Genomic DNA, 13,914 nt, shown 5'->3' on the forward strand with positions numbered 1-13,914 from the left:
ACGCGGGGCCCCCGGTGTTCGCCGTGGTCCGGCGGATGGGGGCCCCTGCAAGTCATCGCGTCGGCCAAGGGGGTGCGTGCCGTGCGATGGGCGTCGGCAGTGCCAGGTCGGGCCCGCCGAAGTATGCCTCGACTATCGCACGGATCTCAGCATGCGGGCAAACTGGATGGCTGGGAATCCAAGGTTTGTAACCTAGTTCACCTTTGGATATTGCATAGGTTCACGCCGATGCCTGTGAATATTCATGATCGTGGAGAATTCGCGACATCGGCCGGGAGCCCTGGGTAGCATCGGGCCCGTGGACCTCTACTGGCACGTCGTCCTGCCACCTCTCGGCGCCTGACGGGCGCGCATCGGTGGCTTGACCCCCCTGCCCCGCTTCCGGCCCGCTGAGGCCGCCGCGGGGCTGTGACGTGCGTCCGTTCTCGGAACCCCTGACGGTCTTCGACGACGGAAGTTCACGACTGTGCCGAATCGTTTGTCCGAGCCTGTGCGCTCGATCCCCGCTTCCCGCGCGCCCCGCCCCGCCCGCCGTACCGGCGCGCTCGGCGGACCGGTCCCGATCCTGGGGGCGGCGCTGCTCTGGGGCACCACCGGGACCGCCGCCTCGCTGGTGCCCGCGGGCGCCCCGGCGGCGGGTGTCGGGGCCGCCGCCCTGGTGCTCGGCGGGATGCTGCTGTTCCTCTCCGACCGCTCCGCCCGCCGACTGCCCCGGGCGTGCGGGCCGGTCGAGCGCCGGCTGCTCGCGCTCGGCGCCGTCGCGGTGACGGGCTATCCGCTCACCTTCTACCCGGCGGTGACCCGGACCGGGGTCGCGGTCGCGACGGTGATCGCGCTGGGCAGCGCCCCGGTGTTCACCGGGCTGCTCGGCCGGCTCGCCCGGCAGGGCCGGCCGAGCGGGCGCTGGGCCGCGGCCACCGCGCTGGCCGTGCTCGGCTGCGCGGTGCTGGTGCTGGGCCCCCAAGTCGCCGGGCACGGCGCCGCGGTGGACCCGCTCGGGGTGCTGCTGGCGGCGCTCTCCGGGCTCTCGTACGCGGTGTACTCGCTGATCGGCGGGCGGCTGATCGCGGCCGGGCGGCCGTCCGCCGGGGTGATGGGGGCGATGTTCGGCGGGGCGGCACTGCTGGTGCTGCCGGTGGTGGCGCTGGGCCCGGTGGGGTGGCTGCTGTCGGTCCGGGGAGCGGGTGTCGTCCTGCACCTCGCCGTCGTCACCACCTACCTGGCGTACCGGCTGTTCGGCCTCGGCCTGCGGCACGCCACCGCCCAGACGGCCACCGCGCTGACCCTGGCGGAGCCGGCCGTCGCCGCCGTGCTGGGCGTGCTGGCGCTCGGGGAGCGGCTGCCGGCCGTCTCCTGGTGCGGGCTCGCGGTGCTGGCCGGCGGGCTGGCCCTGCTCGCCCTGCCGGCCCGTCGGTAGCCGCGCTCACGGGCTTCCCGACGACCCGTCGGTCGGAGGGGTGGGCGAAAGCCCCCGGGGTGGAGGGGAACTCCACTCCGAGGGCCGGGGCGCGGGACCGGCGCCCGCTCAGCGCGCGATCAGCACTCGATGACGTTCACGGCGAGCCCGCCGCGCGAGGTCTCCTTGTACTTGATCTTCATGTCGGCGCCGGTCTCCTTCATCGTCTTGATGGCCTTGTCCAGCGAGACGTGGTGCCGGCCGTCGCCGCGCAGCGCCATCCGGGCCGCGGTGACGGCCTTGACCGAGGCCATGCCGTTGCGCTCGATGCAGGGGATCTGGACCAGGCCGCCGACCGGGTCGCAGGTGAGGCCGAGGTTGTGCTCGATGCCGATCTCGGCGGCGTTCTCGACCTGCTCGGGGGTGCCGCCGAGGACCTCGGCGAGGCCGCCCGCGGCCATCGAGCAGGCCGAGCCGACCTCGCCCTGGCAGCCGACCTCGGCGCCGGAGATGGAGGCGTTCTCCTTGAACAGCATGCCGATGGCGCCGGCCGCGAGCAGGAAGCGGACGATGCCGTCGTCGTCGGCGCCCGGGATGAAGTTCAGGTAGTAGTGCAGGACGGCCGGGATGATGCCCGCCGCGCCGTTGGTCGGCGCGGTGACCACCCGGCGGCCGGAGGCGTTCTCCTCGTTGACCGCCATCGCGTAGAGGGTCACCCACTCCATCGCGTTGGCCGGGCCGATGCCCTCGGCGCGCAGCGCCCGGGCGCCCGAGGCGGCCCGGCGGCGGACCTTGAGGCCGCCCGGCAGGATGCCCTCGCGGGTCATGCCGGCCCGCACGCACTCCTGCATCACGGACCAGATCTCCAGCAGCCCGGTGCGGATCTCCTCCTCGCTGCGCCAGGCCTTCTCGTTCTCCAGCATCAGACCGGAGATGGACAGCCCGGTCTCGCGGGTGAGCCGCAGCAGTTCCTCGCCGGTGCGGAAGGGGTAGCGCAGCACGGTGTCGTCCGGCTTGACCCGGTCGGCGCCGATCGCGTCCTCGTCGACGACGAAGCCGCCGCCGACCGAGTAGTAGGTCTTCTCCAGCAGCGTCGAGCCGTCCGCGGCGAACGCCCAGAGGGTCATGCCGTTGGCGTGGTACGGCAGCGAGCGGCGGCGGTGCAGCACCAGCTGGCTGTCCGGGTCGAAGTCGATCGGGTGCTCGCCGAGCAGGTTGATCCGCTTCTCCGCGGTGATCCGCTCGACGTCCTTGTCCGCCTGGTCGACGTCGACGGTGCGGGGCGAGTTGTTCTCCAGGCCGAGCAGGACGGCCTTCGGCGTGCCGTGGCCGTGGCCGGTGGCGCCGAGCGAGCCGTACAGCTCGGCGCGCACACCCGTCACCTGGGCCAGCAGGCCTTCGGACCGCAGTCGGCGGGCGAACATCCGGGCGGCGCGCATCGGGCCCACGGTGTGGGAGCTCGACGGGCCGATGCCGATGGAGAAGAGGTCGAAGACACTGATGGCCACGGGGGACGTCCTTGTCGGGTCTCGTGGAGGGGCTTGCGGGCGGGGCGTGGGGCGGAGCGGGGCTACGGACGGGCGGGGGCCGACACGGGACGGGGCACCGCGCGCACTGTCCAGTGTGCGCGGTGCCCCGGGGCCCCAGGTGCGCCGGCGGGGTGACGCCGGTCACCTGCGGCCGGTCGTCCGCTTCCGGCCGCCGCGGACTACTCCTGGTTGGCCAGGTTCGGGTACAGCGGGTACTTCTCGGCCAGCGCGGTGACGCGGGCCTTCAGCGCGGCGGCGACGGTCTCGTCGAAGGCGGGCTTGAGCGCCTCGGCGATGATGTCGGCGACCTCGCGGAAGTCCTCGGCCCGGAAGCCGCGGGTGGCCAGGGCCGGGGTGCCGATCCGCAGGCCCGAGGTGACCATCGGCGGGCGCGGGTCGTTGGGGACGGCGTTGCGGTTGACGGTGATGCCGACCTCGTGCAGGCGGTCCTCGGCCTGCTGGCCGTCGAGCTGGCTGTTGCGCAGGTCGACCAGGACCAGGTGGACGTCGGTGCCGCCGGACAGGACGGACGCGCCGGCCTCGGCGACGTCGGCCTGCAGCAGGCGCTCGGCGAGGATCCGGGCGCCCTCCAGGGTGCGCTGCTGGCGCTCCTTGAACTCCTCCGACGCCGCGACCTTGAAGGCCACCGCCTTGCCGGCGATCACGTGCTCCAGCGGGCCGCCCTGCTGGCCGGGGAAGACCGCGGAGTTGATCTTCTTGGCGTACTCGGCCTTGGACAGGATGACGCCGCCGCGCGGGCCGCCCAGGGTCTTGTGGGTGGTGGTGGTGACCACGTCCGCGTAGGGCACCGGGTTCGGGTGCAGCCCGGCGGCCACCAGGCCGGCGAAGTGCGCCATGTCCACCATGAGCAGCGCGCCGACCTCGTCGGCGACCCGGCGGAACGCGGCGAAGTCCAGCTGGCGCGGGTAGGCGGACCAGCCGGCGATGATCAGCTTCGGCTGGTGCTCCTTGGCGAGGCGCTCGACCTCGGCCATGTCGACCTGGCCGGTCTTCTCGTCCACGTGGTACGCGACCACGTTGTAGAGCTTGCCGGAGAAGTTGATCTTCATGCCGTGGGTCAGGTGACCGCCGTGGGCCAGGTTCAGGCCCAGGATGGTGTCGCCCGGCTGGATCAGCGCGAACATCGCGGCGGCGTTGGCCTGCGCGCCGGAGTGCGGCTGGACGTTGGCGTGCTCGGCGCCGAACAGGGCCTTGATCCGGTCGATCGCGATCTGCTCGACCACGTCGACGTGCTCGCAGCCGCCGTAGTAGCGACGGCCGGGGTAGCCCTCGGCGTACTTGTTGGTGAGCACCGAGCCCTGGGCCTCCATGACCGCCACCGGGGCGAAGTTCTCGGAGGCGATCATCTCCAGGGTGGTCTGCTGGCGGTGCAGCTCGGCGTCGACCGCGGCGGCGATCTCCGGGTCGAGGGCGTGCAGGGACTGGTTGAGAACCGTCATGGTGTGGTCTTCCCGGGGGAGGAGGGACGGGGGCCGCGGTGCGGGCGGGCCGGCGTGCGCGCGGCCCGCCCGGTCACGAGCGGGTCAGCTGCTGTGGGTGAGCGCGTCGTACTCGTCGGCGCTGAGCAGCTCGTCGGTGGCCTCGACGCGCACCTTGAACAGCCAGCCGCCCTCGAAGGGGGCGCTGTTGACCAGGCCGTTGTCGTCCAGGACGTCCTGGTTGACCTCGGTGACCTCGCCGGTCACCGGGGAGTACAGGTCGCTGACCGACTTGGTGGACTCCAGCTCGCCGCAGGTCTCGCCGGCGGTCACGGTCTCGCCCACCTCGGGCAGCTGCACGTAGACGATGTCACCGAGCGCGTCCGCGGCGTGCTTGGTGATGCCGACCGTCGAGACACCGTCCTCGGCGGCGGTCAGCCACTCGTGCTCCTTGGTGTACTGCAGGTGCTGGGGGTTGCTCATGGCGTCATTCTCCAGGATGGGAAGCGGGTACGACGAAGCGGGCCGCCGCTCGGACGGCTACGACCTGCGTCTATGGGAAAACGGGGGCTGGCCGGGCGGTCAGCGGGCGCGCTTGTAGAAGGGCAGCGCCACGACCTCGACCGGCTCGTGCTTGCCGCGCACGTCCACCGCGACGGTGGTGCCGGGGGCGGCGTGGGCGGCGTCGACGTAGGCCATCGCGATCGGCCGGCCCAGCGTCGGGGAGGGCGCGCCGGAGGTGATCCGGCCGATCGGGGTGGCGTCGGTGGAGACCACGGTGTACTCGGCGCGCGGAACGCGCTTGCCCTCGGAGACCAGGCCGACCAGCACCCGCGGCGGGTTGGCCTCGGCCGCGGCGGCGGCCTGCTCCAGCGCCTTGCGGCCCACGAAGGCGCCCTCGTTGGTGGTCTTGTCGAAGCGGACGACCCGGCCCAGACCGGCGTCGAACGGGGTGAGGTCGGTGGACAGCTCGTGCCCGTACAGCGGCATGCCCGCCTCCAGGCGCAGCGTGTCGCGGCAGGACAGCCCGCACGGGATCAGGCCGCGGCCCTCGCCGGCGGCGGTCAGCGCCTGCCAGATCCCCTCGGCGTCGGCCGGGCGGCAGAAGATCTCGAAGCCGTCCTCGCCGGTGTAGCCGGTACGGGCCAGCAGCACCTCGTGGCCGGCCACCGTGGCCGGGAGGATCGCGTAGTACTTGAGGCCGGGCAGGTCGGCGTCGGTGGTCCCGGCGAGGATCGCGGTGGACTCCGGGCCCTGGACGGCGATCAGCGCGTAGGTGTCGCGGTCGTCGGTGACGACGGCGTCGAAGCCCTTGGCGCGGGCGATCAGCTCGTCGAGGACCAGCTGGGCGTTGGAGGCGTTGGCGACCACCAGGTAGGCGTCCTCGCGCAGGCGGTAGACGATCAGGTCGTCCAGGATGCCGCCGTCCTCGGCGCAGATCATGGTGTAGCGGGCGCGCAGCACGCCGAGCGCGGAGACGAAGCCGACCAGCGCGTGGTCCAGCATCTCGCCGGCCTGCGGGCCGGTGACGGTGATCTCGCCCATGTGGGAGAGGTCGAACAGACCGGCCTTGGTGCGGACGGCGAGGTGCTCCTCGCGCTCGCTGCCGTAGCGCAGCGGCATGTCCCAGCCGGCGAAGTCGGTCATGGTCGCGCCGAGGGCGCGGTGCAGCGCGTCGAGCGCGGTCAGGCGGAGGGACGACATGGCCAGGAACTCCTCGGTCGGGGCACTCGGGGGTGCACGCACCGGACCGGACCCGCTCGGGGGCCGACCCTGCGCGCGGGCATGCGGCGGCGTGGGTCTCCCCATCTGTCGTCGTACCTGAGAGCTTCACCGCCCCGCCGGCCCGCAGCCGTTTCCAGCTTGGGGGACAGCATGGCGGCTTGCACCGTGGGTGGGCGCGCGACATGGCCGTGCGCCGCTTTCCAGATGTGCCTAACCCGTGCGGTAGGGGGGCCTGAGAGATTCCGGGGAGGACTTGCTCCTTCGGCGCCGGCCGTGCCGCCGAGGCGGCACTCCGGGCTCTCCCGCGCGGGTTCGAGCGGCCGGTATGGAGTTGTGGGGCCCGCGGCGCATGCCGTCGGACGCGCACATCATGGCACGTCCGCGCGGAGGAGGGGAGGGGGGACCCGGTCACACGGGCCGACCCGGACGCGGGCCCTAGACTGCTCCGCGTCGGCGCAGCAGAGGGCGGCCGACCGGCAGAGGGCGGAATCGGCGGCGCATGGGGTACCCGGTGGAGCAGCAGCAGGGGTGGGGCGGTCCGGACGGGATGCCCGCGGGCGGCGCGTGGCCGGCCAACGAGCTTGAGCAGGTGCTGACCTCGGCCCTCGGCGACTCGGGGGCGACGCCGCGGGTGATCGAGGTGCTGGGCCGCAGCCGGGTGTGGGTGCCGCTGCCCGCCGGGGCGGACCCACAGGGGCAGTCGCTGGACCTGCCGATCATCGAGCTGGGCGGCGACCCGTACGTCCCGGTGTTCTCCTCGCAGGAGGTGTTCCTGCAGCACGCGCCGGGCCTGGCCTTCGCGATCGCGCCGGTCTGGGAGTTCGCGCGCGGGCTGCCGCTGGGCGTGGGCATCGCGGTGAACCCGGAGGCGCCGGTGGGCATCCCGGTGCCGCCGCAGGGCGTGGCCGAGCTGCGCCGGGGTCCGCGCGAGGACCGCTGGGAGGGCGCCGAGGACCCGGCCGCGCCGACCGGCGGCCGGGTGGCGCTGCGCGAGCCGGTGCCGGGTGAGGACCCGGAGCACTTCCTGGCCGCCTGCCGGGCCGAACTCTCGGCCCTTCCCGGGGTGTTGACCGCCCGCCGGGCGCTGGCCAGCATCGAGGGCGAGCCGACCGTGATGTTCGTGGGCGTCCAGTTGGATCCGGCGGCCCCGGCGGACCCGGCCGCGGTGAACGACGCGCTCGGCCGCGCGCTGGGAACCGCGCCGCTGCCGGGCGGCGTCCACCTCGTACTGCTCGACCTCGCCGACGACCCGGTGGTCGAGTGGCTGCTCACCCGGGTCATGCCCTTCTACGCACGGGCGTGAGCGGGGTTTGTTCGTAGGCACGTCGCCGTGGCGGTGGCCGGTGCCGCGCCATAGGGTGCGTGCAGACGGCCGACGGGCCGGCGGGTTCGAGGAAAGAGGCGCGGCGAGGTGGGCGCATGAGTGCGGGAACGGGAGCGGGCGGGCCCTGGGGCCAGGCGCCGGCCGGGCACCCGGGAGCTGACCCGGGCGCGTTGGAGCAGGCCCTGCGCGAGGTCGCGCCGGAGCGCTACGACGCGTACGAGCGGCTGCTGCACGCGCTCGCCGAGGGCCGGGTCTGGATGCTGCTCTGGCACGGCACGCCGGGCAGTCCGGACGCGCAGTACGGGAACATGGAGATCAGCGGCCACGGCTACGCGCCGGCCGTCACCTCGCCCGAGCAGCTCGCCGCCTCCGGCTGGGCGCGGGCCCACGAGGTCATCTCCGGCCGGGAGATCGCCGCTTCGCTGTACCGCACCCGCTGGGGCCTGTGGCTCAACCCGCACGCGCCCGGCGGGGGCGTCGGCGTGCCCTGGGCGGACCTGCGGCGGATCGCGGCGGGCCTGGACCGGCTGCCGGCCGGGCCGCTGAAGCTGAGCGAGCCGCAGGTCAACGCCCAGCAGTTCTTCGCGCTGCTGGAGCGCCAGGCGAGCGAGGTGCGCGCGGTGCGGGCGCTGCGCCGGGCCTGGGTGCAGCCGGCCGTGGGGGAGCCGTACCTGGCGATCGGCCTGGACCTGTACGAGAGTTCGCCGCCGGCGGTGGAGGCGGTGCGCGCGCTGATGCAGCGGGCGATCGCGGTGGCGCCGGAGGGGCTCGCGGTGTCCACGGTGGCGATGTCGGACGAGTACGACCCGGTGGCGCTGTGGATGCGCGCCCACGCGCGGCCGTTCTTCGACCGGGAGGCCGGACGCCCGGCGACCGGTCCCTACCCGCCGGTGCCGCCGCCCGCGTACCCGGCCCACTCGATGCCGGGACAGCCGGTACCGGGGCAGCCGACGCCCGGGTGGGCGTACGGCACGCAGCCGCCCGCGCCGGGCTGGCAGCAGCAGCCCCAGCGGCCGTGGCCCGGCTACCCCGGGCGCTGACCGGAAAACCGCCGCTCGCCGAAATCCCCACCCGAAGCCGACTTGATTGTCCGTCAAGTCGGCTTCGATGCTTTCCGGACGAATTTCCGCTTGGTCCCCGCGGTCATCTTGACATGCTTGTAACAGCCATGTGAAGAGGTATATGCCGGAGATCGGGGAGGTGCATGCCTGCAGATCACAGTTGGGCATCTGTCGGTTGTCAGGTCTGGCGTAAGCCAAGTCGCATGGCAGAGAGTTCTGCGCAACGCACCGCGCATTGGAACCCCACAAAGGTGAGCGCGAACGCCGACCCGCTCGCCCACGCGACGCCCATCCCGCGTGGTGGCAGCACCTGTGCACGACGCGCTGCCACGAAACACCCGCTCCTCCTAGCACCTTTCGCACGTCCGCAGCCGCACCGCCGAAGCCGGCGACCGGCACCCGTGGGCCGGCCACCGTCGGCGAGGGGACCAACTGACCATGACCGCATCCGTGACCACCGCCGGGAACGAGCCGGAGGCAGCAGCCGCCGCCGGCCCGGCCAAGAAGATCGAGGGCCGCTCCCTCGGCCAGATCGCCTGGACCCGCTTCAAGCGGGACAAGGCCGCCGTCGCCGGCGGCGTCGTGGTGATCCTGCTGATCCTGCTCGCCGTGCTGGCCAAGCCGATCGAGTCGGTGTTCGGGCTCGACCCGGACGCCCTCCACCAGGACCTGCTGGACCCCGACCTGGGCGGTCTCCCGCTCGGCGACTGGGGCGGCATGAGCGGGGACCACCCGCTCGGCATCGACCCCCTGCAGGGCCGCGACCTGCTCACCCGGGTCATCGAGGGCTCCTGGGTCTCCCTGCTGGTCGCCTTCGGCGCGACCGTGCTGTCCAACACCATCGGCACCGTGCTCGGCATCATGGCCGGCTACTACGGCGGCTGGGTGGACACGCTGATCAGCCGCGTCATGGACGTCTTCCTCGCCTTCCCGCTGCTGCTGTTCGCGATCGCGATCTCGACCTCGCTGCAGGGCGGCGCGTTCGGCCTGCACGGCCTCCCGCTGCACATCATGGTGCTGATCTTCGTGATCGGCTTCTTCAACTGGCCCTACATGGGCCGGATCGTGCGCGGTCAGACGCTCTCGCTGCGCGAGCGGGAGTTCGTGCACGCGGCCCGCAGCCTCGGCGCCCGCGGCCCGTTCATCCTGTTCAAGGAGCTGCTGCCGAACCTGGTCGGTCCGATCCTGGTCTACTCGACCCTGCTGATCCCGACCAACATCCTCTTCGAGGCGGGCCTGAGCTTCCTCGGCGTCGGCATCCAGCCTCCGCAGGCCTCCTGGGGCGGGATGCTCCAGGACGCGATCCGGTACTACCAGGTGGACCCCCAGTACATGGTGGTCCCCGGTCTGGCGATCTTCATCACCGTGCTCGCCTTCAACCTGCTCGGCGATGGGCTGCGCGACGCCCTCGATCCCAAGAGCAACTGACCCAGCGTCAGGAACCTCCACCGCCTCCACATCCTCAAGGGGTTGATCTCTCCCATGCGTAGGTCCCGTACCGTCGCCCTGACCGCGGCGGCAGCCGCCGCGGTCCTGGTCGTGACCGGCTGCAACAGCTCGACCAAGAAGAGCGACGACAGCTCGTCCTCCGCTGCCGGCGGTGGCGCCAACGCGGCCACCAAGGGCATCGTCAACGCCTCGGACAAGAAGGGCGGGACGGTCACCTTCGAGATGAAGGGCACCCCGGACTCGCTCGACCCGGGCAACACGTACTACGCCTACATCTACAACTTCTCGCGCCTGTACGCCCGCCCGCTGACCACCTTCAACCCGGCCGCCGGCGAGGAGGGCAACAAGCTCGTCCCGGACCTCGCCGAGTCGATGGGCCAGCAGAGCGCGGACGGCCTGACCTGGACGTACAAGCTGCGCAAGGGCCTGAAGTACGACGACGGCACCCCGATCACCTCGAAGGACGTCAAGTACGCCGTCGAGCGCTCCAACTTCGCGCCGGACGTGAACTCCAACGGCCCGACCTACTTCCACGACCTGCTGGTCGACAACCCGACGCCGTACGCGGGCCCGTACAAGGACAAGGAAGGTGACCTGAAGTCGATCGAGACCCCCGACGACACCACGATCGTCTTCCACCTGCAGCACCCGTTCGCGGACTTCGACTACCTGGTCAGCGCCCCGCAGACCGCGCCCGTCCCGCAGGCCAAGGACACCGGTGCCGACTACGTCAAGCACATCGTGTCCTCGGGCTCCTTCAAGTTCGAGTCCTACGAGGACGGCAAGCAGGCCGTCCTGGTCCCGAACACCAACTGGGACAAGAGCACCGATCCGATCCGCAAGCAGCTGCCGGACAAGATCGTGCTCAAGATGAACATCGACCAGGCCACCATCGACAAGGACCTGCTGGCCGGCAACGCCCAGGTCGACCTGGTGGGCGGCGGCGTCGACCCGCAGACCCAGGCGCAGATCCTGCAGAACCCGAAGCTGAAGGCCAACACCGACAACGCCTACGGCGGTCGCCTGGTCTACATGGCGATCAACTCCAAGGTCGCGCCGTTCGACAACGTCGACTGCCGCAAGGCCGTCCAGTTCGCGATCGACAAGGTCTCGGTGCAGACCGCCGTCGGCGGCCCGATCCGCGGCCAGATCGCCAACACGGTGCTCCCGCCGGACATCCCGGGCCACCAGGACTTCAACCTGTTCGAGACCAAGGACAACAAGGGTGACGAGGCCAAGGCCAAGGACGCCCTGAAGGCCTGCGGCAAGGACAGCATCAACACCGTCATCTCGGCCCGCACCGAGCGCGCCACCGAGGTCGCCGCGGCCACCTCGATCCAGGCCGCGCTGAAGAAGGTCGGCATCAACGCCGAGATCCAGCAGTACCCGCAGGGCAAGTACCTGACCGACAGCGCCGGTGCCCCGCAGTTCACCCAGGACCACAACATCGGTCTGATGATGATGCAGTGGGGCGCCGACTGGCCGACCGGCTACGGCTTCCTGCAGCAGATCGTCGACGGCCGCGCGATCAAGGCCTCCGGCAACAGCAACCTGTCCCAGCTGAACGACCCGGCGGTCAACAAGCTGATCGACGACGCCGCCGTCAACCCGGACAAGGCCGCCCGCGAGAAGATCTACGGCGACATCGACAAGAAGGTCATGGAGCAGGCCGTCATCGTCCCGCTGACCTACTTCAAGGTCTTCCTGTACCGCCCGGACAACGCCACCAACCTGGCCTCCACCGCGGCGTTCTCGGGTGAGTACGACTACCTGAACATCGGCACCAAGTAAGAGCCTGGCTCCGCATCCCTGAAGGCAGGTGAAGGCAGCGGCGCCCGCCGCCGTCCGGAGGATCCCGGACGGCGGCGGGCCGCCGGAGCCGCCCAACTGTGTTTGCCTACATCATCCGCAGGATCTTCGCGGCGGTGCTTCTGCTGCTGGTCGTCAGCGCGGTCACCTTCGCGATCTTCTTCCTGCTCCCGCGCGTCGCCGGCGAGACGGCCGACCAACTGGCCGCCCAGTACATCGGGAAGAACCCCTCACCCGAGGCGATCGCCGCGGTCAAGCAGAACCTCGGCCTCGACAAGCCGCTGTACGCCCAGTACTGGGACTTCCTCAAGGCCCTGGTCAGCGGCGCCGAGTACAAGTTCGGGCCGGAACCGGCCACCTGCCACGTGCCCTGCTTCGGCTACTCCTTCAAGAACCACCTGGAGGTCTGGCCCGAGCTGTCCAAGCGGATCCCGGTCACCATCTCGCTCGCCATCGGCGCGGCGGTGCTCTGGCTGGTCTCGGGCGTCGCCACCGGCGTCGTCTCCGCCCTCAAGCCGCGGTCGATCTTCGACCGGCTCTCCATGGGCGTCGCCCTCGCCGGCGTCTCGCTGCCGGTCTTCTTCACCGGCGCGCTGCTGCTCACGCTGTTCAGCTACGAGTGGCCGATCCTGGACAACCTGCAGTACGTGAACTTCACCGACGACCCGCTGATGTGGGCCCGCAACCTGATCCTCCCGTGGATCTCGCTGGCCTTCCTCTACTCCGCGCTCTACGCCCGGCTCACCCGCGCCGGAATGCTGGAGACCATGAGCGAGGACTACATCCGCACCGCCCGCGCCAAGGGCCTGGTCGAGCGCAAGGTCGTCACCCGGCACGGGCTGCGCGCCGCGCTCACCCCGATCGTCACCATCTTCGGCATGGACCTCGGGCTGCTGCTCGGCGGTGCGCTGATCACCGAGCAGGTCTTCTCGCTCCAGGGCGTCGGCCAGTTCGCCGTCCAGGCGATCTCCGACAACGACCTGCCCAAGATCCTCGGCGTCACCCTGCTCGCCGCCTTCTTCATCGTCGCCTGCAACCTCGTGGTCGACCTCCTGTACGCCCTCGTCGACCCCCGCGTGAGGCTCTCGTGACCGACCTCCAGAAGACCCCGTCGGACGCCGCGCAGAACCCGACCGGCGAGCCCTTCCTCTCCGTGCGCGACCTGCGGATCCACTTCGACACCGACGACGGCCTGGTCCGCTCGGTGGACGGGGTCAGCTTCGACCTCCACAAGGGCCGCACCCTCGGCATCGTCGGCGAGTCCGGCTCCGGCAAGTCCGTCACCTCGCTGGGCATCATGGGCCTGCACCGCTCCAAGCGGGCCCGGATCAGCGGCGAGATCCGGCTGAACGGCGAGGACCTGATCGCGGCCGGCCCGGACCGGGTGCGCCAACTGCGCGGCCGCGAACTCGCGATGATCTTCCAGGACCCGCTGACCGCGATGCACCCCTACTACACGGTGGGGCAGCAGATCGTCGAGGCCTACCGGGTGCACCACCCCCAGGCCACCAAGAAGCAGGCCCGGGCGCGCGCCGTCGAGATGCTCGACCGGGTGGGCATCCCGCAGCCCGACCGCCGGGTCGACGACTACCCGCACCAGTTCTCCGGCGGCATGCGCCAGCGCGCGATGATCGCCATGGCCCTGGTCAACGACCCCTCACTGCTGATCGCCGACGAGCCCACCACCGCCCTGGACGTCACCGTCCAGGCGCAGATCCTGGACCTCATCCGCGACCTCCAGGAGGAGTTCGGCTCCGCCGTCATCATCATCACCCACGACCTCGGGGTCGTCGCCGAGCTGGCCGACGACATCCTGGTCATGTACGGCGGCAAGTGCGTCGAGCGCGGACCGGCCGAGACCCTCTTCGACGCGCCCGAACACCCCTACACCTGGGGCCTGCTGGGCTCGATGCCGCGCCTGGACCGGGAACTGCAGGACCGGCTCGTGCCGGTCAAGGGCACCCCGCCCAGCCTGATCAACGTGCCGACGGGCTGCGCCTTCCACCCGCGCTGCCCGTACGCCGAGCTGACCGGCGGGCGCTCCACGAGCGAGGTCCCGGCCCTGGCCGAGGCCGCGCCCGGGCACTTCGCGGCCTGCCACCTGCCGGCCGCGGAACGGCACCGCGTCTTCGCCGAAGAGATCGCCCCCCGGCTGTGAGCCCGGCCTCGTACCACCCTTCTG

At 71.6% G+C, this 13,914-nt stretch carries 11 protein-coding genes and 1 riboswitch; of the genes, 7 read left to right on the forward strand and 4 right to left on the reverse strand.

The window, feature by feature from the left end; genetic code table 11:
• The first annotated feature begins 478 nt into the window (after positions 1–478).
• The gene (locus ACZ6Y7_RS15245) at positions 479–1,417 is read left to right on the forward strand and encodes a DMT family transporter (RefSeq protein WP_465758347.1); all 939 of its coding nucleotides are present in this window, start codon (positions 479–481) and stop codon (positions 1,415–1,417) included.
• Between the two features lie 119 nt (positions 1,418–1,536).
• On the opposite strand, the gene ACZ6Y7_RS15250 is transcribed toward ACZ6Y7_RS15245, so the two are convergent.
• The 4 genes from ACZ6Y7_RS15250 to gcvT form a co-directional block, all read right to left on the reverse strand.
• Positions 1,537–2,904, reverse strand: a complete 1,368-nt coding sequence (locus ACZ6Y7_RS15250; RefSeq protein ID WP_465758348.1) for an L-serine ammonia-lyase — start codon at positions 2,902–2,904, stop codon at positions 1,537–1,539.
• Between the two features lie 200 nt (positions 2,905–3,104).
• Positions 3,105–4,385: a serine hydroxymethyltransferase gene (gene glyA, locus ACZ6Y7_RS15255; RefSeq protein WP_465758349.1), complete on the reverse strand. Its 1,281-nt coding sequence runs from the start codon at positions 4,383–4,385 to the stop codon at positions 3,105–3,107.
• Positions 4,386–4,469: 84 nt separating this feature from the next.
• On the reverse strand, positions 4,470–4,847 hold the full coding sequence (gcvH, locus tag ACZ6Y7_RS15260) for a glycine cleavage system protein GcvH (protein WP_465758350.1): 378 nt from the start codon (positions 4,845–4,847) through the stop codon (positions 4,470–4,472).
• 99 nt (positions 4,848–4,946) lie between these two features.
• Positions 4,947–6,068: a glycine cleavage system aminomethyltransferase GcvT gene (gene gcvT, locus ACZ6Y7_RS15265; RefSeq protein ID WP_465758351.1), complete on the reverse strand. Its 1,122-nt coding sequence runs from the start codon at positions 6,066–6,068 to the stop codon at positions 4,947–4,949.
• Positions 6,069–6,299: 231 nt separating this feature from the next.
• Positions 6,300–6,404, reverse strand: a riboswitch (glycine riboswitch).
• A 184-nt stretch (positions 6,405–6,588) separates the two neighbouring features.
• Between gcvT and ACZ6Y7_RS15270 the strand changes: the two genes are divergently transcribed.
• The 6 genes from ACZ6Y7_RS15270 to ACZ6Y7_RS15295 all read left to right on the forward strand — a co-directional run bounded on the left by ACZ6Y7_RS15270 (position 6,589) and on the right by ACZ6Y7_RS15295 (position 13,890).
• Complete coding sequence (locus tag ACZ6Y7_RS15270; protein ID WP_465758352.1) at positions 6,589–7,392, forward strand: enhanced serine sensitivity protein SseB C-terminal domain-containing protein; 804 nt, start codon at positions 6,589–6,591, stop codon at positions 7,390–7,392.
• 116 nt (positions 7,393–7,508) lie between these two features.
• Positions 7,509–8,453, forward strand: coding sequence for an enhanced serine sensitivity protein SseB C-terminal domain-containing protein (locus ACZ6Y7_RS15275; RefSeq protein WP_465758353.1), 945 nt, complete (start codon positions 7,509–7,511; stop codon positions 8,451–8,453).
• A 459-nt stretch (positions 8,454–8,912) separates the two neighbouring features.
• Positions 8,913–9,902, forward strand: coding sequence for an ABC transporter permease (locus tag ACZ6Y7_RS15280; protein ID WP_402225140.1), 990 nt, complete (start codon positions 8,913–8,915; stop codon positions 9,900–9,902).
• 54 nt (positions 9,903–9,956) lie between these two features.
• On the forward strand, positions 9,957–11,714 hold the full coding sequence (locus ACZ6Y7_RS15285; protein WP_465758354.1) for an ABC transporter substrate-binding protein: 1,758 nt from the start codon (positions 9,957–9,959) through the stop codon (positions 11,712–11,714).
• A 98-nt stretch (positions 11,715–11,812) separates the two neighbouring features.
• Positions 11,813–12,823: an ABC transporter permease gene (locus ACZ6Y7_RS15290; RefSeq protein ID WP_402225135.1), complete on the forward strand. Its 1,011-nt coding sequence runs from the start codon at positions 11,813–11,815 to the stop codon at positions 12,821–12,823.
• A complete protein-coding gene (locus tag ACZ6Y7_RS15295; RefSeq protein WP_465758355.1) occupies positions 12,820–13,890 on the forward strand; it encodes an ABC transporter ATP-binding protein in 1,071 nt (356 codons plus the stop codon). The genes ACZ6Y7_RS15290 and ACZ6Y7_RS15295 overlap by 4 nt, the downstream gene beginning before the upstream one ends.
• Positions 13,891–13,914 lie beyond the last annotated feature (24 nt).

It is taken from the genome of Kitasatospora sp. NPDC053308, assembly GCF_055585785.1.